Source organism: Streptomyces sp. NPDC093984, assembly GCF_044764595.1.
Classification (GTDB): Bacteria; Actinomycetota; Actinomycetes; order Streptomycetales; family Streptomycetaceae; genus Streptomyces; species Streptomyces cynarae.
On the sequence record NZ_JBIWIM010000006.1, the window covers coordinates 455800 to 479088 of the forward strand.

The window sequence follows — 23289 nt, forward strand, 5'->3', positions numbered from 1 at the left end:
CCTTAAAGATCACTTAACTTCTTCACCTTGTCAACAACGTTTGTTTTCCTGGCCTTTACCTTGTTGTGGGGTGTCGGCGACCCGGGGAGACGGCGCGGCAGTACGTTTTGTGACCAGACCCACGTTGTCCGTCCTCGCACGTCTGCGCACGCGCCCACTGGGTAGGGCTGCACTCACCCGCAGAACGTCGCACGACGACAAGGAGGCCCCCGTGGCCGCACCCGCACCGGCACACCATCCGCTCCCCACCCTGTCCAAACGCGTCGCATGCTCCGCCGACCCCCGGGCCCCGATCGGCGTCCTCAGCGCGGAGGGCGCCCGCACCCATGCGCCGCTGACGAGTGAGCCGCCCCTGCCCGACGCCGAGCCCCTCACCAGCGAACCCCCGCTCGCCGACGTCGCCCCCCTGACAAGTGAGCCTCTGGCCGCCGGCCCGGACCCCATGGGGTACTAGATGACACCGGCGGACCCCGCGCGCGACGACACGCCCCTGGCCCGGCTCGCCGCGCTGCACGGCGTCGCCACCTCCTACCGCCCCTCGCCGGACCGTACGGTCACGGCCTCGGACACCGCGGTCACCGCCGCCCTCGCCGCGCTCGGCGTGGACGCGAGCACCGCGGACGCCGTACGCGACGCACTGGCCGCCCGCGAAAGCGAGCTGCGGGAACGGCTGCTGCCCCCGACCGTGGTCGGCTGGGGCGGCGAGCCGCCCGCCGCGCTCGCCGCCCTCCCGGACGGCACCCGGCTACGCGTCGAGACCGAACAGGGCGGGACGCGCCCCTCTGCCGACGGCCTCCCGCCCGGCGTCCACACCCTCCACGTCACCGCCCCCGACGGCCGCACGGCCGAGGCCCACCTCATCGCCGCCCCCGCCCGGCTGCCCGCGCCGCCGGGACGCGCCTACGGACTGCTCGTCCAGCTCTACTCTCTTCTCTCCCGCCGCTCCTGGGGCATGGGCGACCTCGGCGACCTGGCCGAGCTCACCGCCTGGGCCGGACGTGCGCTCGGCGCGGGCTTCGTACAGGTCAACCCGTTGCACGCGGCCGTACCCGGCGCTCCCACCGACCCGTCCCCCTACCGCCCCTCCTCCCGCCGCTATCCGGACCCCGTGCACCTGCGCGTCGAGGACATCCCCGAGTTCCCCTACGCCGAGGACCGCTCCCGCATCCGGGCGCTGCTGGAGCGCGCCGCGCGGCTGCGTGAATCCGTCCTCGACAAGGGCGAGTTGATCGACCGCGACGCCGTGTGGGAGCTCAAACGCGAGGCGCTGGAGCTCGTGCACGCCGTCCCCCTCGGACCCGGACGGCGCGCCGCCTACGCCGACTTCCTCGCCGAGCAGGGCCAGGAACTGGAGGACCACGCCACCTGGTACGCGCTCGCCGAGCTCTACGGCCCCGACTGGCACACCTGGCCCAGCCGGCTGCGCGACCCCCGCTCGGCCGCGACCGGCCGCGCCCGCGCCGAGCTGATGGACCGCGTCGACTTCCACAGCCGGCTCGCCTGGCTCACCGACGCCCAGCTCGCCACCGCCCAGCGCACCGCCCGCGACGCCGGAATGCCGATCGGGCTGATCCACGACCTCGCGGTCGGCGTGCATCCGGGCGGTGCCGACGCCTGGGCCCAGCAGGAGTTCCTGGCGTCCGGGATGTCGGTGGGCGCCCCACCGGACGCCTTCAACCCGCGCGGCCAGGACTGGGGCCTGCCGCCCTGGCGCCCCGACCGGCTCGCCGCCTCCGGCTACGCCCCCTACCGCCGGCTGCTGCGCGCCCTGCTGCGGCATGCGGGGGCCCTGCGCATCGACCACGTCATGGGCCTGTTCCGGCTGTGGTGGGTGCCGCAGGGGCAGCCGCCCACGGAGGGCACCTACGTCCGCTACGACGCCGAGGCCATGCTCGCCGTCCTGGTGCTGGAGGCCTCGCGCGCCGGGGCCCTGGTCATCGGCGAGGACCTCGGGACGGTGGAGCCCGGGGTGCGTGAGGCGCTGCAGGAGCGCGGGGTGCTCGGCACGTCCGTCCTGTGGTTCGAACGGGACTGGGAGGGCAACGGGCAGCCGCTGCCGCCCGAACGCTGGCGCGCCGACTGCCTGGCCACCGCCACCACCCACGACCTGCCGCCCACCGCCGCCCGGCTCAGCGGAGAGCACGTCGAACTGCGCGACCGGCTCGGCCTGCTCTCCCGGCCCCTGGCCGAGGAGCGCGCCGAGGCCGCCGCCGAGACCGGCCAGTGGCTCGCCCTGCTGTCGCGGCTCGGCCTGCTCGAAGGGGGCAGCGGCGGGAACTCGGCGGTGTCGGAGGAGAGGGAGATCCAGGCCGTCCACCGCTTCCTGCTGCGCACCCCCGCCCGGCTGATCGGCGTCTGGCTGCCCGACGCGGTGGGCGACCGCCGTCCGCAGAACCTGCCGGGCACCTGGGACCAGTACCCGAACTGGCGCCTGCCGATCGCGGACGCGCAGGGGCGCCCGGTGACGCTGGATGACCTGGCGGCGTCGCCGCGGCTGTACGCGCTGATGGACGTGGTACGGGGCCGGTAGGCGCGGTAAGGCATCCCGGGCGGCCGCGGTAAGGCACCCCGGGCGGCCCCCTTACGGCACCCCGGCGGCCCCGGTACGGCACCCCGGGCGCGCGGGCCGTTCGGGCGTTCGCTACTTTTGCACCGTGGACAAGAAGAACGCCCTTCGCGCCGGCGCCCTGGCCGCCGGTACGACGCTGATGATGCTGCTCATGTCGTCCCCCGCGCTCGCGCTGACGCGCGACGACGGCGACGACCCCGGCAAGGGCCTGAGCGTGGCCGACACGCTGGGGCTGTTCGTGGCGGCGCCCATCGTGCTGTTCCTGGTCATCGCGGGTCTGGTCATGATGACCGACAAGACCCGCAAGGAGACCAAGCAGGGCTGACGCCCACACGGTCGTAATTTCCGCCGAGGGAGTCCGCGCACCGGGCGGGTGCGTGGGCTCCCTCGGCGTGTTTCCAGGCCCGCGGCGTGTCCGTAGGCCCGCGGCTCCGCTGGCCTGCCGTTCTCCACGCCTTCGGGTCTACGGATGCGGTGCGGTGAGGTAGCGCCGCAGCGTAGGGGCCAGCCAGGCCACCACCTCCTCGCGGGCCAGGGCGACGGCCGGCGGGATCTTCAGGACGTACCGGGCGAACGCCATCCCGATGACCTGCGAGGCGGCGAGCCCGGCCCGGGTGGGCGCCTGCTCGGGGTCGGGACAGGTCTGCCGCGCTACCGGCAGCAACTGGTCCCGGAAGATCTCCTGGAGCCGCCGGGCCCCCGCCGGGTTGGTGACGCCGACGCGCAGCAGCGCGGTGAGCGCGTCGTAGTTCTCCTCCCAGAGCGTGAGGAAGTGGTTCGCCAGCACCACGCCCACATCGTGGCGGGGCACTCCCCCCAGGTCGGGCAGGCGCAGATCGACGTCGAGGACCGCGTCGAAGAGGCCCTCCTTGGAGCCGTAGTAGCGCATCACCATGGACGGGTCGATCCGCGCGTCCCGGGCGATCGCGCGGATGGTGGTGCGCTCGTAGCCGTCGGAGGCGAAGCGCTCCCGGGCGGCGGTGAGGATCGCGCCGCGGGTGGCGTCGGAGCGGCGGGGCGGGGGCTTCTCGGGCATGCCAACAAACGTAGGCCAACAACTGTTGACCGTCCAGTGATGGTCAACATATGTTGGCAAACGAGCGTTGGCCCACACGCGTTGGCATCAGGAGGCAGCCATGGCACAGACGCCCCGCACCACCGTCACCACCGCTCCCGGCGGCGGCGACGGCGAGGCCACCCCCACCGGCGTCCTCGTCGTCGGCTCCGGCCCCACGGGTCTCCTCCTCGCCGGTGACCTCGCCACCGCCGGCGTCCCCGTCACCCTCGTCGAGAGGCGCCCCCACAAGATCAGCAACCTCTCCCGCGCCTTCGTCCTGCACGCCCGCACCCTGGAGCAACTCGACGCCCGCGACCTCGCCGACGACCTCGAGGCCAAGGGACAGCCGCTCTCCGACATCCGGCTCTTCGGCGGGCTCTCCATCCGGCTCGACACCCTCCCCTCCCGCTTCCGCCACCTGCTCGTCCTGCCGCAGTACGAGGTGGAGAAGGCGCTGGAGCGGCGCGCGGCCGAGGCCGGGGTGCGGTTCCTGTACGAGACCGAGGTCACCGGCGTCGACCAGGACGCCGACGGTGTGACGCTGCACGTCCGCCGCCCCGACGGCGAGCCCGGCGAACTGCGCGCCGCCTACGCCGTGGGGGCCGACGGCATCCACAGCGCCGTACGCGCCTCGATCGGCCTGCCCTTCCCCGGCAAGTCCGTCATTCGTTCCGTCGTCCTCGCCGACGTCCTCCTCGACGAGCGGCCCGAGCACATCCTGACCGCCAACGCCGTCGGTGACGCCTTCGCCTTCATCGCGCCCTTCGGAGACGGCTACCACCGGATCATCGCCTGGCAGCGCGGCCGCGACGTCCCCGACGACGCGCCGCTCGACCTCGACGAGGTCCGCGAAACCGTCCGCCTCGCGCTCGGCCGCGACTACGGCATGCGCGACGCGCGCTGGATGTCCCGCTTCCACAGCGACGAGCGCCAGGCGCCCGCCTACCGCGTCGGCCGTGTGTTCCTCGCCGGGGACGCGGCACATGTGCACACCCCGGCCGGCGGGCAGGGCATGAACACCGGCCTCCAGGACGCCGCGAACCTCTCCTGGAAGCTCGCCGCCGTTCTGCGCGGCCACGCCGACCCCGCCCTCCTGGACACCTATCAGTCCGAGCGGCACCCCGTCGGCAGGTCGGTGCTGCGCAGCAGCGGCGGCATCGTGCGCCTCGCCATGGCCAAGCGCCCCTGGACCCTCGCGCTGCGCACCGTGCTCGCCGCCGCCGTCACCCATGTCGGCCCCCTCCGGCGGCGCGTCACGGGCCAGGTCACCGGCATCGGCTACGCCTACGCCGCTCCCCGCGGGGCTCACCCCCTGACCGGCAGGCGCATCCCGGACGTGGCCCTCACCGGCGGCCGGCTCTACGAGGCCCTGCGCGGCGGCCGGTTCGTGCTGATCACCCCGGGCCCGTACGACGCGGACGGCCGCAAGGACCGGCTGGCCGTGGAGCACTGGGCGGGCGGACGGCGCACGACCGTGCTGGTACGGCCGGACGGCTATGTCGCCTGGGCCGCCGAGGCGCCCGACGCCGCGCAGGTCGAGGCCGCGCTGGTCAGCTGGACGGGCCGGGGATGACCGTACCGGCGAGCGAAGAGGCGTGACCGACCGGCCACCGCGGCCACTGAGAACCCGGCCACTGAAAAAAGGGGCGCCCGGCACGAGCCGGGCGCCCCTCCCGCCTGCGATCAGGCCGCGGCCGCGTCCGCCGCCTGGGCCTTCAGTGCCCGTTCGATGCCCGCGCGGGCCTCCGAGACCAGGCGCCGCAGTGCCGGGGGCGGTTCGGCGGAGGCCAGCCAGGTGTCGGTCTTCGCCAGCGTGTCCTCAAACACCTGGATCGACGGGTAGAGACCGACCACGATCTGCTGGGCCATCTCGTGCGAACGCGAGTCCCAGATGTCCCTGACCACCTCGAAGTACTTCTCCGCGTACGGGGCGAGCAGCTCCCGCTGGTCGGTGTCGACGAAGCCGGCGATCACCGCCTCCTGCACGGCGTTCGGCAGCTTGTCGGACTCCACGACCGACGCCCACGCCTCCGCCTTGGCCTCCGCGGTCGGGCGGGCGGCCCGCGCGGTGGCCGCGTGCCGCTCACCGGCCGCGGTCTTGTCGCGCTCCAGCTCGCCCGCGATCTCCGCCTCGTCGAAGCGGCCCACCGCGGCGAGCCGCTCCACGAACGCCCAGCGCAGCTCGGTGTCCACGACCAGGCCCTCCACCGACTGCGAACCGTCGAGCAGCGCCTCCAGCAGGTCCAGCTGCTCCGGGGTGCGGGCGGTCGCCGCGAAGGCGCGCGCCCAGGCGAGCTGGTGATCGCTGCCCGGCTCGGCGGCGCGCAGATGGGCGAGGGTCGCGTCCGTCCACCGGGTCAGCAGCGCCTCGCGCGCGGACGGGTCGGCGTACAGGTCGATCGCCAGCTTCACCTGGCGGTGCAGCGACTGCACGACACCGATGTCGGACTCCTTGGCGATGCCGGACAGGACGAGCGAGAGGTAGTCGCGGGTAGCCAGCTCCGCGTCCCGGGTCATGTCCCAGGCCGAGGCCCAGCACAGGGCGCGCGGCAGCGACGACTCGAAGTCGCCCAGGTGCTCGGTGACGAAGGCCAGCGACTTCTCGTCCAGGCGGACCTTGGCGTAGGACAGGTCGTCGTCGTTGAGCAGGATGACGTCCGGGCGGCGCCGGCCGGACAGCTGCGGCACGGCGGTCAGCTCGCCGTCGATGTCCACCTCGATCCGGCCGTCCTCGTCGCGCAGCAGCTTGCCGCTGTCCTCGTCGAGGCCGTACAGGCCGATGGCGATGCGGTGGGGACGCAGGATCGGCTCGCCCTTGGCGCCGGCGGGCAGGGCGGGGGCCTCCTGGCGGATCGCGAAGGACGTGATGACGCCGTGCTCGTCCGTCTCGATCTCGGGCCGCAGGATGTTGATACCCGCGGTCTCCAGCCACTTCTTGGACCACGTCTTCAGGTCCCGGCCGGAGGTCTCCTCCAGGGCGCCCAGCAGGTCCGACAGGCGCGTGTTGCCGTAGGCGTGGCGCTTGAAGTACGCCTGCACGCCGCGGAAGAACTCGTCCATGCCGACGTACGCGACGAGCTGCTTGAGGACGCTCGCGCCCTTGGCGTACGTGATGCCGTCGAAGTTGACCAGGACGTCGTCCAGGTCGCGGATCTCGGCCATGATCGGGTGCGTGGAGGGCAGCTGGTCCTGCCGGTACGCCCACGTCTTCATCTGGTTGGCGAACGTGGTCCAGGAGTGCGGCCACTTCGACTCGGGGTGCAGCGCCTGGCAGGCGGCCTCGGCGTAGGTGGCGAACGACTCGTTCAGCCACAGGTCGTTCCACCACTCCATGGTCACCAGGTCGCCGAACCACATGTGGGCCAGCTCGTGCAGGATCGTGGCGGCCCGGGCCTCGTACGCCGCGTCCGTGACCTTCGAGCGGAACACGTACTGGTCACGCAGGGTGACCGCGCCCGCGTTCTCCATCGCGCCCGCGTTGAACTCCGGCACGAAGAGCTGGTCGTACTTCTTGAACGGGTACGCGTAGTCGAACTTCTCCTGGAACCACTCGAAGCCCTGCCGGGTCACCTCGAAGATCGCGTCGGAGTCGAGGTACTCGGCGAGGGAGGGCCGGCAGTAGATGCCGAGGGGGACGCTCTGGCCGTCCTTCTCGTACACGCTGTGCACGGAGTGGTACGGGCCGACGATCAGCGCCGTGACGTACGTCGAGATCCGCGGCGTCGGCTCGAAGACCCAGACGTCGTCCTTGGGCTCGGGGGTGGGCGAGTTGGAAATGACGGTCCAGCCGCTGGGTGCCTTCACGGTGAACTGGAAGGTGGCCTTCAGGTCCGGCTGCTCGAAGGAGGCGAACACCCGCCGGGCGTCGGGCACCTCGAACTGGGTGTAGAGGTAGGCCTGGTTGTCGACGGGGTCGACGAAACGGTGCAGGCCCTCGCCGGTGTTGGTGTAGGCGCAGTCGGCGACGACGCGGAGGATGTTGGGGCCCTCAAGGAGCCCCGGCAGGGCGATCCGCGAGTCCTTGAAGACGTCGGCGGGGTCCAGGGCGTCGCCGTTGAGGGTGACCTCATGGACGGTCGGGGCCACCAGGTCGATGAAGGACTCCGCGCCGTTCTCGGCGGAGTCGAAGCGCACCGTGGTCACGGACCGGTAGGTGCCGCCCTCCTGCGCGCCGGAGAGGTCGAGATCGATCTCGTACGAGTCAACGGTGAGCAGCTTCGCCCGCTGCTGCGCCTCTTCGCGAGTCAGGTTTGTGCCAGGCACGCGGTCATCTCCTCGTGATGTGTCGGTTCCGTCATCCTTCCACGTCACCGCCGTGCGAAGCGATGACCGGACGCACAGCGAGGGGCGCGCACCGGCAGCGGTGCGCGCCCCATCTCGGCGTGAGGGTTTTCCCTACTTCTTCAGCTCCGCCGCCACCAGCTCCGCGATCTGCACGGCGTTCAGCGCGGCGCCCTTGCGGAGGTTGTCGTTGGACACGAACAGGGCCAGGCCGTTCTCCACCGTCTCGTCGCGGCGGATGCGGCCCACGTACGACGGGTCCTTGCCGGCCGCCTGCAGCGGGGTCGGGATGTCGGAGAGGGCCACGCCCGGCGCGCCGGCCAGCAGCTCCGTCGCGCGCTCCACCGACAGCGGACGCGTGAAGCGGGCGTTGACCTGGAGGGAGTGGCCGGAGAACACCGGGACGCGCACGCAGGTGCCGGAGACCTTCAGCTCGGGGATCTCCAGGATCTTGCGGGACTCGTTGCGGAGCTTCTGCTCCTCGTCGGTCTCGTTCAGGCCGTCGTCGACGAGGTTGCCGGCGAAGGGGATGACGTTGAAGGCGATCGGGCGCTTGTAGACCTGCGGCTCGGGGAAGTCGACCGCCTCACCGTCGTGGGTCAGCTTGTCGGCCTCGGCGACCACCTTCTGCACCTGCCCGTGCAGCTCCGCCACGCCCGCGAGGCCGGAGCCGGACACCGCCTGGTAGGTGGCGACGACCAGCGCCTCGAGCCCCGCCTCCTCGTGCAGCGGCTTCAGCACCGGCATCGCGGCCATCGTCGTGCAGTTCGGGTTGGCGATGATGCCCTTGGGGCGGTCGGCGATGGCGTGCGGGTTCACCTCGGAGACCACCAGCGGAACCTGGGGGTCCTTGCGCCAGGCGGAGGAGTTGTCGATCACGACGGCGCCCTGCGAGGCGACCTTCTCGGCCAGCGCCTTGGAGGTCGCGCCGCCCGCCGAGAACAGCACGATGTCCAGGCCGGTGTAGTCGGCCGTCGCCGCGTCCTCCACCGTCACCCCGTCGAGGATGGTCCCCGCCGAACGGGCCGAGGCGAACAGCCGCAGCTCGGTGACCGGGAAGTCGCGCTCCGCGAGGATCCTGCGCATGACCGTGCCGACCTGACCGGTCGCTCCGACGATTCCGACCCTCACGGCGACTCCCTCTCGTGATCTTTGCGTGCGTGTTGCCTGACCGAGACTTTTCCATCATGCGGCCGACCCCGGCCCGCCTGTCCAATTCTTTGTACGGCGTGCCCGAGGAATGGGACGCGACGGCCTGGCCGGCGGTTGCGGAACTACGGCATCCACCCCACTGAGCTGCAGAAATTAAGCCGACGGGGATCCCGCACCGCAAGCTGTGCTGCCCCGTGCCTGCCCCAGCCCCGTCCGGCGCACACGACGATGTGATGTACGCCCCATCGGCCGGGCGGACGAGAGAAGGGGCGGGCGCCCCACGGACGCCCGCCCCCACAGCCGTAGGGAGCCCTACGGTGTTACCTTCTCGATCTTCACGCTGCCGGTGCCCGCGACCGTGCCGCGCGCGTTCACCAGCTGGACCTGGCCGAAGAACTCCCGGCCCTCGGGTGCCGGAGCGGTGGCGGTGACCGTGCCGGACACCGTCGCCGAGTCACCCGTGCCGAGCTTCACCGGCGCCGAGGCGTCCACCGTGACCTGGCCGAGCGCGGCGGAGAAGAACACGTCCCGGTAGTCGTACGCCGTCGAGCCGGACGGCACCGAGTAGCCCGCGACCTCGATCCTGTAGGTCCCGGCAGCCGGCTTGTCGATGTGCACCGACTCCTCCGAGTCGCCGTCCGCGGACTGCGCGACCTGCTTGCCGCTCGCGTCGTAGACCGTCAGGTCGAGGTCGGCGGCCGTGTCGGACACGTTGCCGATCGCGACGTCCAGCGAGGAGGCACCCGCGGGCACCTCGACGGTGGTGGTCTGCGTCTCGCCGTTCTTGATCGTCGGCCGGGCCGTCTTGGACGAACCGAGCGGGCCGCCGACCAGCTTGCCGTCGAGCGCGGCGAACTTGTTGGTCACCTTCCAGGAGGCGGCGGCCGGGGTGCCGACCTTGGCCTCCGGCACGGTCACGGTCTCGGGGTCGAAGGCCGCGCCGAGGACGGTGACGTCCAGCGTGTACGGGTTGTCGAGCAGCGGCGAGGTGCGGCGCGACTCGACCTCGATCTCCCAGACACCGGCCTGCGGGTCCGCGTACGAGCGCACGTCGGGCTTGCAGCCGTTGCCGTCGAGGTAGTTGTTGTAGCAGTACGGCGTCGAGGTGTTGTCGACCGGAGTGCCGTACGGGTGGATCGCGATGAACCGGGTCTGGCTCTTGTCCTTCAGCCCGCCGATCGCCACCTCCAGCGACTTCGCGCCCTCGGGCACGGTCAGGAAGTAGGACCGGGTGCTGTTGCGCTGCACCGAATTCGACGCCGAGTAGGTGTACTTGACCGGGGTCGACACCACGACCGTGGTGAGGATCTGCTTGTCGACGCCCTCGGTGAACGGGTCGTCGACCTCGAGGATCGCGCTCTTGATGCCCGCGGAGCGCGGCGCGGCCTGGACCTTGACGGTCACCGGCTGGTTCAGCGGCAGCTTCACCAGGGGCGAGCCGAGGAGGCGGAAGGTGTCACCCGCGTTGTTCTCGAAGCGCAGCGTGTGCCAGACCGGCCTGTCGGGGCCGGAGGTACGGGTGACGGTGATGTCGTACGTCTTCTTCTCGCCCGCCTTGAGGCCGCCCTCGCGGTCGTACAGGCCGGTGCCGAAGCCGGGGGTCTTCAGCGCGTAGTCGATCGCGGTGTCGACCGGGGCCTTCACGGTGTAGTCGTGGGAGGCCGCGTCGTCGCGGATCGCGTCCCAGGCGTCGACGATGTTGATGCGGCCCGCGCCCTCCTCGTACGCCTGCACACCCTTGATGTGGTCGGTCGTCGAGGTCAGCGCGGTGCGCAGCTTCGCGGGCGTGAGGTCGATGCCCTGCTGCTTGGCGGCGCTCAGCAGCAGCGCGCTCGCGCCCGCGGCCTGCGGGGAAGCCATCGAGGTGCCCTGGAGCATGGAGTAGCCGGCCGGCAGCGAGTAGCCCGCCTCGGCGACCGGGGAGCCCGGCAGCCAGGTCTGGGTGGTGTTGATAGCGGCGCCGGGCGCGACGAGGGTCGGCGTGAAGCCGCCGTCCTCGCGCGGGCCGCGGGAGGAGAAGGGCAGCAGCTGGTACTTCTTCTCCACGACCGAGCCGTAGTTGGCGGCCCAGGTGTCCTTGGAGATGGCCGCGCCGACCGAGATCACCTTGTCGGCGAGACCGGGGTCGCCGATGGTGTTGGCGCCGGGGCCGGAGTTGCCCGCGGAGATCACCAGCTGGACGCCGTAGGTGTCGATCAGGCGGGTGTAGAGCTCGGCGCGCGCGTTGTTGCCGTCGTTGAGCGCCGGCAGGCCGCCGATGGACATGTTGACGATGTCGACGCCGCGGTTGACGACGAGGTCGATCATGCCCTCGGTGAGGGCGACGTTGGTGCAGCCGCCGGTCCAGGTGCAGGCCCGGGAGGAGACGATCTTCGCGCCGGGGGCGGCGCCGTTCATCTTGCCGCCGAACAGGCCGTTGGCGGCGGTGATGCCCGCGACGTGCGTGCCGTGCTCGGACTCGATGACGCCGATGTTGACGAAGTCGGCCTTCTTGCCGACCCAGGACCCGCCGTAGGGGTCCATCGGCACGTCCTTGCGGATCTGCACGACGAACGGCACCCGCTCGACGACGTCCGTCTTCGGGTCGTCGGTGCCGAAATAGCCGACCTGGAAGCCGTCCTTGTACGGCTTCATCGGCGTGTCGTCGGTGAAGTCGTTGTTGTTGTTCAGATCGACGGTGACCGTGCCGGCCGCCGGGTCGTACAGCACGCCCCAGCTGTCGGTGGTGTCGCCGTCGCGGTTGAGGTCGCCCTTCTCGTCGCCGCCGGTGGTCGCGGACTCCTTGAAGGTGCTGATCCCGTACGAGCCCGCCGGGGCCTTCCAGTTCTGGCCGCCGTAGGCGAAGGAGGGACCGGAGACCGCCGTCACCATCGGGCGCCAGGTGGCGTCGCTGTCGACGATCGGGTCGGTCGAGGTCACCCAGTCGACGATCTTCCGCTCGCCCGTGGTGGTCTTCTGCAGCGCCGGGTGGCCCAGGTCCACGCCCGAGTCGAGGATGCCGATGGTGATGCCGCGGCCGTCCGCCTTCGGGTGCTCCTGCACGAAGTCGACGGCGCCCGTCTCGAAGGACGGGTTGTACGGGTTCTTCGCCGGGGTGTTCTTGCCGGGGGCCGGGTAAGTGGCGCCCTTCGCACCGGACTTGGCGCCATCCGCGCTCGGCGACGGATCGTCGAGCGGGATCTCCCGCTTCAGGTCGATGGCGTGCACGGAGGACAGCTTCTCGGCGGCGGCGATCGCCGAGTCCGCCTCGGCCGTCGGGACGGTGGCGCGGACGTAGCCGAGCTTGTCGTAGGTGCGGCCCACGGAGCCGCCCTTGACCGCGTCCAGCTCCTTGGCGACCTGCTCGGTCTGCCCGGGCGCGGTCGCGACCATCATGGTGACGTTCTTGGCGCCGTCGGCCTTGGCCTCGGCGAGCAGGTTCGCGTCGTCCGAACCGAGCTTGGCGCTCGCGGACTTCACGGCGGGGTCGGCGTCGGCCGGCGGGTGGTCCGCGGAGAAGGCCAGGGGTATCGGCCCGGCCGCGGAGAGCGCGGCCACCAGCCCCGTGGCCGCGGCTATGCGCGCCACACGTCTCGTGCCCCGTTTCGGGCCGCGCTGGGGGGTGAAGGTCATCGGCATCCCTTGTAGGTAAAGGAGCGTGCATGGACGACCGGGACCGATCGGCCCTGGTCGTAGTCGTCCGGTGGGCGACCCCGGACGATCGCACAGCTTTACGCAAGGAACGTGAGTTTGGGGAGTGTTGACCGAATCGAAATGGATGTATGGGGAAAACCCGCGATGGATTTGGGGGAGTTCGGCCCCGAACGATGACAACTTGACGCGGCCTCGGGCATTCTTCTGGCCGCGCCGCTGCGCTGGTCCGCGCCCGAATACTCCCCTGCCGATCCGGCAGGCGGCGGGCTAACGTGCCCCGAGTGCGTACACGACTGAGGGTGGCGGCCTACGCCATCTGCGTTCGCGACGGCCGGCTCCTGCTCGCCCGTGGGTGGGCCCCGGACGGCACCCCCGAGTGGACCCTGCCCGGCGGCGGCATGGAGCATGGCGAGGACCCCCACGACACCGTGGTGCGGGAGGTGGAGGAGGAGACCGGCTACCGCATCGAGGTCACCGGGCTGCTCGGTGTGGACTCGATCCGCCGCCGATTCCGCCGCGGATTCGGCCGCACCGTCGACCACCACGGTGTGCGGCTCGTCTACGAGGGCCGGGTGGTCGGCGGTGAACTGCGCAACGAGATCGGCGGTTCCACGGATCTGGCCGCCTGGCAGGACACGACCGCCGTGCCCGGGCTCAGACGGGTGGGGCTCGTCGATACAGGACTCGCGCTGTGGCGGGAGCGACCCGCGGCGGGGCGAATCGTGCCGGCCGAGCGGTCCGAGGGACGAGGCCCCCGCACCGCAAGGTGAACACGGACCGACCGGCCCTGATCCGCGCGGCGAGCGGGTCTGGGCGGGCGCACGCAGCCGGGCCCGTCCGGGGTCCACCGAGTCGCCCGCCCGCGTCGTGACGGCGCCGGGACGCACGGGCCGGGCGACTCACTCCGTGCGCGGCAGCACCAGCTCCGCCCTCTCCACGACCGGCTCCCAGGGACCCGTCGAGCGGTTCGCGGTCGTCGGGCCCTGCGGGGCCGGGCCAGTGAAGCGGAAGGAGAGCGCGGCGAGGAAGCGGCGACCCCGGTCCCAGTCCGCCGGGACCGTCGCGGTCACCCGGGACGTGCCCGAGGCGGCCGTGCGGGCCAGCAGCGCGGTGGCCAGGGGCCGGGCCGCTCCCGTGCCCCACAGGGAGGGGCGCAGCAGGAACAGGCCCACCGCGCAGGCGTCCGGGTCCGGGTGGCGCAGCACCGCGTCGACGATCCCCACCACCGGGCCGTCGGTGTCCTCGGTCACGACCAGGATCCGTTTGTCCTGCCGGTCGGCGCCCGGCGGCAGGCTGTAGTACAGGCTCTGCAGATCGGCGGGGCCCGGGGGCAGTCCGGTGGCCGCCTCGAAGTACTCCGTGCTCGCCTCGAACAGGGACGTCACGCCCGGCTCGTCGTCGGGCGTGGCCTCGCGGACGGTGTAGCGGTGTCCGTCCTCCGTGGTCACGGTGATCGGCTCGGTCATCGGGTCATCGTCACATCGGCCGTCACCCCCTGGCCACCGACAATGTGGTGTGCCACTGGATCACGGTGTACAAGACCGACGAATTACGGCGTAACCCAGTCGACCCGGACATGAGACGTCCTGTTCATCCGCCCGAAACACTTGTGCCGCCTCATAGCGACCAACCCGCTGTTCACGGGGATGGTTCGACACTTGTGCAAGGCGGGTGGTCACGTGCGCGTAAGGCACGAACTGCGCGTGCTGTCGGTCTACGACGGCTTCTTCTCCGGGGGCGCCCGGATCCTCCACAGCGACGTCGTCCTGGGGCTGCGCGAAGGCGGCCAGCACCACCGGGTGCTCAGCCTCCACGGGGAAGTGCTCCGTGAGGCCACCCGGCAGGCCATGCGGGACGACGCCTGCTACCGGTCGCTGACCGCGGCCGGGGTGGAGGTCACGTCCCTGGGCCGTACCTTCGGGCTGAGCGGGGTCCCGGCCGTCGATCCGGCCGCCTTCAGCGGGCCGGAGCTGGCGGAGACGGCACGGGCGATGGCCGGGGCCGACGTCGTCCTCTCGCTCAAGGAGCAGCCGCTCGGCCTGCTCAACCAGGCGGGCCTGCCGCGCCGCCCCGTGATCGTCTGCCTGCACCGCTCCGACCCGGAGAACCAGGGCGGGGCGCTCGCCGAGCTGAAGGCCGCCATCGCCGACGGCACCGTGGTCGCCTGTGTCTGCTGCGCCGAGTCCACCCGGGAGGCCTACCGGGCCGCCGGGATCCCGGCCGAGCTGCTGCACGTCATCCCCAACGGGGTCGACCTGCTGCGGTTCCGGCCCGACCCGGGCCGGCGTCGTCGCACGCGGGAGGCGCTCGGCATCCCGGACACCGCCCCGGTCGTCGTCTTCGCGGCCCGCTACGACGCCATGAAGAACGTCCCGCTGTTCCTGCGCGCGGCGCACGCCTGGCTGCGCCGTGAGCCCGCCGGGCACGTGCTGATGTGCGGCGCGGGCATGACCGGGGACCAGCCGGGGCTGGCCGCCGACATCCGGGAGGCCTTCGGCGAGGACACGCGGCTCACCGAGCGGCTGCACGCGCTCGGTGTCCGGCGCGACATGGAGACCGTCTACGCCGCCTCCGACGTGGTGGCGCTGACCTCGTCCTGGGGCGAGGCGGCCCCGCTGTGCCTGATCGAGGGCATGATGTGCGGGGCCGTCCCGGTCGCCACGGACGTGGGGGACAGCGCGCTGATCGTGTCCGGGCACGGCTACCTCACCCCGCCGGACCCCGACGCGATCGCCCGGGCCTGGACCGAGGCCGTCGCCGCCCGTACCGACCTCGCGCCCGTCCTCGCCCGCAGCCGCGAGCGTTTCAGCCGCACCCGCATGATCGCCTCGTACGCCGACCTCATCGACCGCGTCCACGCGGAGGCGATGAGGCCCATCCCGCCGGACCCGGAGCCCGCGCTCCCCGAACCGCCCCTCCCTGACCCGCACTGACGGTCACCGGCGTCCCCGGGCCGAACCGGACCCGCACACGAGGAGGGGCCGCCGGCACCTGTCGGCGGCCCCTCCTCTCCCCTCCTCGTGTCACCCCGGTCGGTCACCGGGGCAGCACCTCCACCGGCGCGGCCGGCTCCCGGTCCAGGGACGCCATGAGCGCCGTACGGACCACCGTCGCCTGCTGCTCCAGACCGTCGCGCAGCTTCTTCGGCGTCAGGTACACGACCGTGATGCCGAGCCGCTCCAGCTGCTCGCGCTTGCGGGCGTACTCCGACCACAGCGCGTCCTCGTCGTGGCGCGGGGCGCGCGTGTCCAGTTCCAGCGCCACCGCCTGCTCGGGCCAGTACGCGTCCAGGCCGCCGAGGTAGGGGCCGCCCGGCAGCCTCAGGTCCACGTTCCAGACCGGGTCCGGCAGGCCGTGGTCGCGCACCATCCGGTACAGGCGGTCCTCCGCGACCGCCCGGCTCTCCGCCAGCAGCGCGTCCACGGCGTCCACCACGTGCGGGCGGCTCAGCAGCCGTGCCTGGTTCAACTCCCGTACCAGCGCGGCCGGTTCGCAGTGCCCGTCGCGGACCGCCTCGGTCAGCAGGCGGCGTACGACCGCCGCGTCCGGCACCTCGGCCACCGCGTCGGCCAAGGCGCGCGTGACCGGGGCGACGGGCACGCCGGTCACCAGCCGCGGGTCGGGCAGCGACGGGGTACGGACCAGCCGGGCGCAGCCGGTGCTGCGCAGCCTGCGCGTCCGCGGCACCAGGACGTCGATCCTCTCGAGTGACGACAGCCCGGGCGCGGAGGCGAAGCCGTACAGAGCGAGCGCGGCCAGCCCGGTGACGACCGCGTCCGTGTACGGCAGCGGGCCGTGCGGGGTGCCCGCGCCGGGCTGGGCCGGGACCGCGGGCACGGGGTCGGCGAGCGAGGAACGGGCCGCGTAGAGCAGCACCCCGTGCAGGCGTTCCTCGGAGGTCGGCGGGCCGGGGTGCAGCAGGTACACGCCGGGCAGGAACTGCTGCCACGGGCCGCCGGGCCGGCACTTCCCGGTGGTCTCGGCGGCGGTCACTCCGTGGGCGCGCAGCTGGGCGGTGGTCAGCACCCGGCGCTGCACGTCGGACAGATGGCGGAGGGGGCGGGGGGAGAGCGGGGTGTTGTGGTTCATGATCCCGGGTTTCCCGCCCCGGGTCCGCCCTCTAACCGCTGTTACACGGCTGTCGACAAATGCGGACAACACGGCGCTAAAGTACGTGCGTTCGACTGCCGAAAGGGGCTGGTCCGGACGGGGGACACGGCAGGTTACGGGTTCCGATACTCGTATTTCGTCACCGTCGTCCCGCCGCGCCCGTCAACCACCGTCCCCGGCGTCAGCCGGCCGCCCGCGCGTCGCAGGCCTGCCCCCGCAGGGCGCGCGCCAGGTCGTCGCGCGCCTCCAGCACCAGTCGTCGCAGCGCCGGCGGGGCGTCCTCGTGCGCGGCGAGCCACGCGTCCGTCGCCTCCAGTGTCTCCGGCGAGTCCTGCAGCGCCGGGAACAGGCCCCTGACCACGTGCATCCCGATCTGGATGGACCGCTCCGCCCATACCCGCCCGATCGCCGCGAAGTACTTCTCCGCGTACGGCGCGAGCAGCTCCCGCTGGGAGGGCTGCGCAAAGCCCGCGATGGTCGCCTCGACGAGCGCGTTCGACAGCGTGTCGGACTCGACGACCTGCGCCCAGGCCTGCGCCTTGACCGCGGCCGACGGGCGCGCGGCCAGGCAGCGGACCTGGTGGCGCTTGCCGGAGGCCGTGTCGTCGCGGGCCAGCTCGGCGGCGAGCACCGACTCGTCGGCGGCCCCGTGCGCCGCCAGCGGCCGCAGGAACGCCCAGCGCAGCTCCTGGTCCACCTCCAGTCCGTCGATCTTGTCCGTGCCGTCCAGCAGACCCCGCAGCAGCCGCAGATCGGCCTCCTGGGACGCCACCGCCGCGAAGAACCGCGCCCAGGTCAGCTGGTGCTGGCTGCCCGGCTCGGCCTGCCGCAGCTCGCGCAGCGCGCCCTCGGCGAGCAGCCGCCCGCCCGTCTCCCGCCACGCGGGCGCCGCGTAGTACGTCAGCGCCGAGTCGGCCCAGGTGTGCAGCATCTGCAGCACGCCGATGTCGGACTCCCGGCCGGCGAACCGCAGCACCAGGTCGACGAAGTCCCGCGCCGGCACCAGCGCGTCGCGGGTCAGGTTCCACAGCGCCGACCAGCACAGCGCACGGGCCAGCGGGTCGGTGATGTCACCGAGACGGTCCTTCAGGGTCTCCAGCGAGGTGTCGTCGAAGCGGATCTTGCAGTAGGTGAGGTCGTCGTCGTTGACCAGGACCAGCTCCGGCGCCCCGGCGCCCGCCAGTTCACCGACCACCGTCCGCGGACCGTGCACGTCCACCTCGGCGCGCGCGTACCGCACGAGTGCGCCGCCCTCGGTGCGGTACAGGCCCACCGCCACCCGGTGCGGGCGCAGCTCATGGATGCCCGTCGGCGGAGCCGACTGATGGGCAGGGCCGGCCGCCTCCTGGAGCACCGACAGCTCCGCGATCCGCCCGTCCTCACCCAGCAGCACCTGCGGAGTCAGGGAGTTGACCCCCGCGGTCTGGAGCCAGGAGCGCGCCCAGGACGCCATGTCCCGGCCGCTCGTCTCCTCCAGTACCGACAGCAGGTCGGTCAGGCGCGTGTTGCCGTACGCGTTCCGCTTGAAGTAGCGGCGCGCGCCCTCCAGGAAGGCCTCCCGCCCGACGTACGCCACCAGCTGCTTCAGTACGGACGCGCCCTTGGCGTAGGTGATGCCGTCGAAGTTGAGCTTCGCGTCCTGAAGGTCGCGGATGTCCGCCGTGATCGGGTGCGTGGAGGGCAGTTGGTCGGCGCGGTACGCCCACGCCTTGCGGTTGTTGGCGAAGGTGATCCAGCCGCTTGTGAACCGGGTCGCCTCCACCAGCGAGAACGAGCCCATGAAGTCCGCGAAGGACTCCTTCAGCCACAGGTCGTCCCACCAGGCCATGGTCACCAGGTCGCCGAACCACATGTGGGCCATCTCGTGCAGGATCACATTGGCCCGGCGCTCGTACGACGCCCGGGTGACCCTGCCGCGGAAGACGAACTCCTCGGTGAAGGTGACGAGCCCCGGGTTCTCCATGGCGCCGAGGTTGTACTCGGGCACGAACGCCTGGTCGTACTTGCCGAACGGGTACGGGTAGTCGAAGTGGTCGTGGAAGAAGTCCAGGCCCTGCTTGGTGATCAGGAAGACGTCGTCCGCGTCGAAGTGCCGGGCCAGACCCTTGCGGCACATCGCGCCGAGCGGGATCTCGAGGGTCGTGCCGTCGTCGAGGGTGCGGGTGTAGGTGTCGGTGACGTAGTGGTACGGGCCCGCCACGACACAGGTGATGTACGTCGAGATCGGCTTGGTCTCCGCGAACCGCCACACCCCGTCGTGCTTCTCGCCGGCGCCGTTGCTCCACACCGTCCAGCCCTCGGGGGCGCGGACCTCGAAGCGGAAGGGGGCCTTGAGGTCGGGCTGCTCGAAGTTGGCGAAAACGCGGCGGGCGTCTGCCGGCTCGTACTGGGTGTACAGGTAGACCTCGCCGTCCTCCGGGTCGACGAAGCGGTGCAGGCCCTCACCGGTGCGGGAGTAGGCGCACTGGGCGTCGACCACCAGCTCGTTCTCGGCGGCCAGGTCCTCCAGCAGGATGCGGGCGCCGTCGAAGACCTCGCCGGGGTCGAGGTCCTTGCCGTTGAGGGACACCGCCGTGACGCTCGGGGCGATCAGGTCGGCGAAGCAGGCCGCACCCGGCTCGGCGCAGCGGAAGCGGATCGTGGTGACCGAGCGGAAGGTGCGCGGCTCGTCCGCGCCGCCGGGCGCCTCGCCCACGGCGGAGCGCAGGTCGAGCGACACGTCGTACCCGTCGACGGACAGCAGGGCGGCCCTTTCCTGGGCCTCGTCGCGGGACAGGTTCTCACCGGGCACGGGCGGCACTCCTTGGCGGCTGCTGGGTGGCACGGACAGGACCGATCCTGCCATGCGCCCCTGACCTGGGGCAGCAGGGAATACGGCCGGTGTGCGAGGGAATGACGTGGGCGGCTCACCGGTTGTTGAGGGATGAACGTCCATGTTTCCGAGGAGAGCCATGTCCGAGACCGCGACCGCTTCCGGCAAGACCCCCGTCGACTTCTGGTTCGACCCGCTGTGCCCCTGGGCCTGGATGGCCTCCCGCTGGGTGCTGGAGGTCGGGAAGGTCCGTGACATCGAGGTCCGCTGGCACATCATGAGCCTGGCGGTGCTCAACGAGGACAGGCTCGACCAGCTGCCCGAGGACTACCGGGAGATGCTGGCGACCCAGGCGTGGAAGCCGGTGCGCGTGGTGACGGCGGCGTGGCAGAAGCACGGTGCGGACGTCCTCGGGCCGCTGTACACCGCGCTCGGCACGCGCTTCCACAACCAGGACGAGGGCCCGACGCTCGAGGCGATCGCGGCGGCGCTGGAGGAGGCCGGCCTGCCCGCCGACCTGATCGACTACGCCGAGCAGGAGGACTTCGAGTTCGATGCGCAGCTGCGGGCCTCGCACAAGGAGGGCATCGAGAAGGTGGGCCAGGAGGTGGGCACGCCGGTGATCGCGGTGCCGGGCCCGGACGGGGAGCAGGTCGCCTTCTTCGGGCCGGTGGTGACGCCGGCACCGATGGGCGAGGACGCGGTGAGGCTCTGGGACGGGACGCTGGCGGTCGCGTCGGTGCCGGGCTTCTACGAGATCAAGCGGACGCGGACGAAGGGGCCGGACTTCAGCAACCTGTAGTCCTCAGCAACCTGTAGTCCTCACCGCCGGGTGCCGTTGAGGCCAGGTGGACAGGGCGCCGCAGCCACGGCCGCTGCGGCGCCCTTTCTCGTGTCTAGGACTCCTCCGGCAACGTCGCCCCCGTCCTCCAGTGGTCCTTGCGCTGGATGCGCCGGCAGCCGGGGTGGGCGCAGCGGTGGTAGTCCTTCGCGACGAAAAGGTGGCCCTCCAGGATCGGCCGGAGGGCCTCCTCGGCCGCCGCCTTCTCCGCGTCCCCCTCCAGCTCCCGGAAGTCCTGCATGGTGTCCCCGCAGTTGGGACACCGCCGGTATGCCCGGTAGGTCATGGCTGTCTCCTCGTTGTACCCGATCACGCCAGGGAGTGCGCCGGGCGCTCCCCGCGCACCCAGCGGCCCACCTCCTGCGCCGCGATCCCGGCCGTCTTCTCGGCCGCCGCGCGGCTCGACCCGCCGAGGCGCGGGGTCAGCACCAGTCGTCGTGCCAGAGCGAGGAGCCGGGAGTCCGGTGGCAGCGGCTCGTGCGCGTACGTGTCGAGGGCCGCGGCCGACAGCTGCCCGCTCTCCAGCGCGTCGCACAGCGCGTCCTCGTCCAGCAGCTCCCCGTCCGCCGCGTTCACCACCACCGCGCCGCGCGGCAGCAGGGCCAGCTCGCGGGCTCCGATCAGGCCCCGGGTCCCGGAGGTGAGCGGGACGTGCAGGGTGATCACCCGGGAGCGGCGCAGCAGGTCGTCGAGCGAGCCGATCCGCAGCCCGTGCACCTCCCCGCGCACATACGGGTCGTAGACCATCACCCGCGCCCCGAACGCGCACAGCACCCGCGCTACCCGGCTGCCCACCGCGCCATGACCGACCAGGCCCACCGGCAGGTCCTCCAGCTCCGGGCCGCCGTGCTCGTACGTGGGGGACGCGGGGCCCTGCCACCTCCCTTGCCGGGTCAGGAATGCGTGGGCCTCGGGGATGCGGCGCAGGGCGGCCAGTATCAGGCCGAGCGTGAACTCGGCGGTGGCCGCCGCCCCGCCGCCGGGCACGCGGCACACACGGACGCCGTGCGCCTTCGCCGCATCCAGGTCGACGTTCACCGGGCCGCCCCGGCACACCACCAGCAGCCGCAGCTCCGGCGCGGCGGCCAGCACCCGCTCGGTGACCGGACCGCCGCGGGTGACGAGGACCTCGGCGTCCGCCAGCGCCTTGATCAGCTCCTCCTCGGCCTCGCCCGCGTCCTCCGCGAGCACCGACTCCCTTACCTCGCAGGGATGTTCGTCCAACTCGTGGTGTATGGCCGCCGTGATCAGCGACGGCAGGACGAAGCGGTCACCCGCGGCCACCACGCGTACCGGGTCGGTCGACTCCATCGGCTCCCCTTCCCGTCCCCGTCCCCTCGTGGGAACGGCTTGTCGACCGAGGGTGATCCCACCGTGGCGGACCGTCAATCCCACGTGCGACGGAAAGAGGGGCACCGGGCGCCGGGCCCCGGCGTCAGCGCTTGGCGCGCGCCCTCTGCCAGGCGTAGCCGACGGCCGCCAGGAACAGGGTCATCCCGCCCGTCGAGTACAGCTGTACGCGGGTGTCGGGCTGTCGCGCCATCAGCACGAAGATCGCCGCCATGCCGGCCAGCGCGAGCCATGTCAGCACGGGGAACGCCCACATCCGCACGACCAGCTTGCCGGGCGCCTCCCGCTCCAGGCGGCGGCGCAGGCGCAGTTGCGAGACCGCGATGAAGACCCAGACGACCAGGATCACCGCGCCGATCATGTTCAGCAGCCAGGGGAAGACGTCGTCCGGCCGCCAGTAGCTCAGCACCACGCACACGAACCCGAAGACCGAGGACGCCAGCACCGCGATCCGCGGGACGCCGCCGAGGACCCTGTCCAGCGCCTTCGGGCCCTGGCCGCGCTCCACCAGCGAGTACGCGATGCGCGAGGACCCGTAGATGTTGGCGTTCATCGCGGACAGCAGCGCGACCAGCACCACCACGTTCATCAGCTGCCCGGCACCCGGAATGCCCAGGTGGTCGAGGGCGGCCACGTACGGGCCCTTCTCGACGACCTCCTTCGCGTTCCACGGGACCAGCGTGACGATGACCGCCATCGAGCCGACGTAGAACACCGCGATGCGCCACATCGCCGTACGCACCGCGCTCGCCACACCCCTGACCGGGTCCTGCGACTCGGCCGCCGCGATGGTGACGGTCTCCAGGCCGCCGTACGCGAACACCGACGCGAGCAGGCCGATGACCAGGCCCTCGCTGCCGTGCGGCAGGAAGTCGGTCAGGTGCGAGGCGCCGGGGGAGTCGGTGCCGGGCAGCACGCCCGCGATCGCCAGCACGCCGAGCACCAGGAAGAGGGTGATCGCGCCGACCTTCAGCGCGGCGAACCAGAACTCGAACTCGCCGAAGTTCTTCACGGCGGCCAGGTTCGCCCCGCAGAAGACCACCATGAACAGCGCCACCCACGCCCATTCCGGGGTGCCGGGCAGCCAGCCGGTGACGATCTTCGCGGCGCCGATGCCCTCCAGGCCGACCGCCGTGCACAGCAGCACCCAGAACGACCAGCCCGCGGTGAAACCCGCCCAGGGGCCGATGGCCCGCTCGGCGTGCGCGGAGAAGGAGCCCGACGACGGGTAGGCGGCCGACATCTCGCCGAGCATCCGCATCACCAGCATGACGAGCAGACCGGAGACGGCGTACGCGATCACGATCGACGGCCCGGCGGCGGCGATGCCCGCGCCGGACCCGACGAACAGGCCGGCGCCGATCACCCCGCCGAGGGCGATCATCGACAGATGGCGCTGCTTGAGGCCGTGGGAGAGGGAGACGTCGTCGGTCGGCGGCGTCTCGACGGTGGTGCTGGGCATGGGCGCGGCTCGTCCGTACGTG

Annotated in this window: 17 protein-coding genes; 7 read left to right on the top strand and 10 right to left on the bottom strand. The window is 72.0% G+C overall.

Going from position 1 to position 23289, the window contains the following annotated elements:
- The first annotated feature begins 211 nt into the window (after positions 1-211).
- From ACIRC0_RS24000 to ACIRC0_RS24010, 3 genes are all read left to right on the top strand, one after another.
- Positions 212-454 carry a hypothetical protein gene (locus ACIRC0_RS24000; protein ID WP_403618924.1) on the top strand — a complete coding sequence of 81 codons (243 nt, stop codon included), beginning with the start codon at positions 212-214 and terminating at the stop codon, positions 452-454.
- Positions 455-2530, top strand: a complete 2076-nt coding sequence (malQ, locus tag ACIRC0_RS24005) for a 4-alpha-glucanotransferase (RefSeq protein ID WP_403618927.1) — start codon at positions 455-457, stop codon at positions 2528-2530.
- Positions 2531-2654: 124 nt separating this feature from the next.
- Positions 2655-2894: a hypothetical protein gene (locus tag ACIRC0_RS24010; RefSeq protein ID WP_388986154.1), complete on the top strand. Its 240-nt coding sequence runs from the start codon at positions 2655-2657 to the stop codon at positions 2892-2894.
- 138 nt (positions 2895-3032) lie between these two features.
- Here the strand turns inward: ACIRC0_RS24010 and ACIRC0_RS24015 are convergent, their stop codons facing one another.
- On the bottom strand, positions 3033-3605 hold the full coding sequence (locus ACIRC0_RS24015) for a TetR family transcriptional regulator (protein ID WP_403618930.1): 573 nt from the start codon (positions 3603-3605) through the stop codon (positions 3033-3035).
- Positions 3606-3705: 100 nt separating this feature from the next.
- Here ACIRC0_RS24015 and ACIRC0_RS24020 point away from each other — a divergent pair, with 100 nt between their 5' ends.
- Positions 3706-5199 (top strand): FAD-dependent monooxygenase, encoded by a 1494-nt coding sequence (locus ACIRC0_RS24020; RefSeq protein WP_403618933.1) that lies wholly within the window; start codon positions 3706-3708, stop codon positions 5197-5199.
- 110 nt (positions 5200-5309) lie between these two features.
- Here ACIRC0_RS24020 and pepN (ACIRC0_RS24025) read toward each other — a convergent pair whose 3' ends face one another.
- From pepN (ACIRC0_RS24025) to ACIRC0_RS24035, 3 genes are all read right to left on the bottom strand, one after another.
- Positions 5310-7889, bottom strand: coding sequence for an aminopeptidase N (gene pepN / locus ACIRC0_RS24025; RefSeq protein ID WP_403618936.1), 2580 nt, complete (start codon positions 7887-7889; stop codon positions 5310-5312).
- A 132-nt stretch (positions 7890-8021) separates the two neighbouring features.
- Positions 8022-9038, bottom strand: coding sequence for an aspartate-semialdehyde dehydrogenase (locus ACIRC0_RS24030; RefSeq protein ID WP_403618939.1), 1017 nt, complete (start codon positions 9036-9038; stop codon positions 8022-8024).
- Positions 9039-9371: 333 nt separating this feature from the next.
- Positions 9372-12671 (bottom strand): S8 family serine peptidase, encoded by a 3300-nt coding sequence (locus ACIRC0_RS24035; protein WP_403618941.1) that lies wholly within the window; start codon positions 12669-12671, stop codon positions 9372-9374.
- Between the two features lie 302 nt (positions 12672-12973).
- Between ACIRC0_RS24035 and ACIRC0_RS24040 the strand changes: the two genes are divergently transcribed.
- Positions 12974-13462 (top strand): NUDIX hydrolase, encoded by a 489-nt coding sequence (locus ACIRC0_RS24040; RefSeq protein WP_403618944.1) that lies wholly within the window; start codon positions 12974-12976, stop codon positions 13460-13462.
- 129 nt (positions 13463-13591) lie between these two features.
- Here the strand turns inward: ACIRC0_RS24040 and ACIRC0_RS24045 are convergent, their stop codons facing one another.
- Entirely contained in the window at positions 13592-14158 is a 567-nt protein-coding gene (locus ACIRC0_RS24045; protein ID WP_403618947.1) for a GNAT family N-acetyltransferase, read from the bottom strand.
- A gap of 237 nt (positions 14159-14395) precedes the next feature.
- On the opposite strand from ACIRC0_RS24045, the gene ACIRC0_RS24050 reads away from it, so the two are divergent.
- On the top strand, positions 14396-15625 hold the full coding sequence (locus ACIRC0_RS24050; protein ID WP_403619098.1) for a glycosyltransferase: 1230 nt from the start codon (positions 14396-14398) through the stop codon (positions 15623-15625).
- Positions 15626-15728: 103 nt separating this feature from the next.
- Here ACIRC0_RS24050 and ACIRC0_RS24055 read toward each other — a convergent pair whose 3' ends face one another.
- Positions 15729-16781: a hypothetical protein gene (locus ACIRC0_RS24055; RefSeq protein ID WP_403618950.1), complete on the bottom strand. Its 1053-nt coding sequence runs from the start codon at positions 16779-16781 to the stop codon at positions 15729-15731.
- A 202-nt stretch (positions 16782-16983) separates the two neighbouring features.
- Positions 16984-19593 carry an aminopeptidase N gene (gene pepN, locus ACIRC0_RS24060; protein ID WP_403618953.1) on the bottom strand — a complete coding sequence of 870 codons (2610 nt, stop codon included), beginning with the start codon at positions 19591-19593 and terminating at the stop codon, positions 16984-16986.
- Positions 19594-19753: 160 nt separating this feature from the next.
- Here pepN (ACIRC0_RS24060) and ACIRC0_RS24065 point away from each other — a divergent pair, with 160 nt between their 5' ends.
- On the top strand, positions 19754-20416 hold the full coding sequence (locus ACIRC0_RS24065) for a DsbA family protein (RefSeq protein ID WP_403618956.1): 663 nt from the start codon (positions 19754-19756) through the stop codon (positions 20414-20416).
- 94 nt (positions 20417-20510) lie between these two features.
- On the opposite strand, the gene ACIRC0_RS24070 is transcribed toward ACIRC0_RS24065, so the two are convergent.
- The 3 genes from ACIRC0_RS24070 to ACIRC0_RS24080 all read right to left on the bottom strand — a co-directional run bounded on the left by ACIRC0_RS24070 (position 20511) and on the right by ACIRC0_RS24080 (position 23267).
- Positions 20511-20741, bottom strand: a complete 231-nt coding sequence (locus ACIRC0_RS24070) for a hypothetical protein (RefSeq protein ID WP_403618960.1) — start codon at positions 20739-20741, stop codon at positions 20511-20513.
- Between the two features lie 23 nt (positions 20742-20764).
- On the bottom strand, positions 20765-21766 hold the full coding sequence (locus tag ACIRC0_RS24075; RefSeq protein ID WP_403618963.1) for an NAD(P)-dependent oxidoreductase: 1002 nt from the start codon (positions 21764-21766) through the stop codon (positions 20765-20767).
- Between the two features lie 124 nt (positions 21767-21890).
- Positions 21891-23267: an amino acid permease gene (locus ACIRC0_RS24080; RefSeq protein ID WP_403618966.1), complete on the bottom strand. Its 1377-nt coding sequence runs from the start codon at positions 23265-23267 to the stop codon at positions 21891-21893.
- Between the last annotated feature and the right edge of the window lie 22 nt (positions 23268-23289).

What these genes read in the sequence shown, in the direction of transcription:
- malQ (WP_403618927.1), top strand. Translation starts at nt 455, where the DNA reads ATGACACCGGCGGACCCCGCGCGCGACGACACGCCCCTGGCCCGGCTC.
- ACIRC0_RS24015 (WP_403618930.1), bottom strand. Translation starts at nt 3,605, where the DNA reads ATGCCCGAGAAGCCCCCGCCCCGCCGCTCCGACGCCACCCGCGGCGCG.
- ACIRC0_RS24075 (WP_403618963.1), bottom strand. Translation starts at nt 21,766, where the DNA reads ATGGAGTCGACCGACCCGGTACGCGTGGTGGCCGCGGGTGACCGCTTC.
- ACIRC0_RS24080 (WP_403618966.1), bottom strand. Translation starts at nt 23,267, where the DNA reads ATGCCCAGCACCACCGTCGAGACGCCGCCGACCGACGACGTCTCCCTC.
- ACIRC0_RS24055 (WP_403618950.1), bottom strand. Translation starts at nt 16,781, where the DNA reads ATGAACCACAACACCCCGCTCTCCCCCCGCCCCCTCCGCCATCTGTCC.
- ACIRC0_RS24045 (WP_403618947.1), bottom strand. Translation starts at nt 14,158, where the DNA reads ATGACCGAGCCGATCACCGTGACCACGGAGGACGGACACCGCTACACC.
- ACIRC0_RS24065 (WP_403618956.1), top strand. Translation starts at nt 19,754, where the DNA reads ATGTCCGAGACCGCGACCGCTTCCGGCAAGACCCCCGTCGACTTCTGG.
- ACIRC0_RS24035 (WP_403618941.1), bottom strand. Translation starts at nt 12,671, where the DNA reads ATGACCTTCACCCCCCAGCGCGGCCCGAAACGGGGCACGAGACGTGTG.
- ACIRC0_RS24070 (WP_403618960.1), bottom strand. Translation starts at nt 20,741, where the DNA reads ATGACCTACCGGGCATACCGGCGGTGTCCCAACTGCGGGGACACCATG.
- ACIRC0_RS24020 (WP_403618933.1), top strand. Translation starts at nt 3,706, where the DNA reads ATGGCACAGACGCCCCGCACCACCGTCACCACCGCTCCCGGCGGCGGC.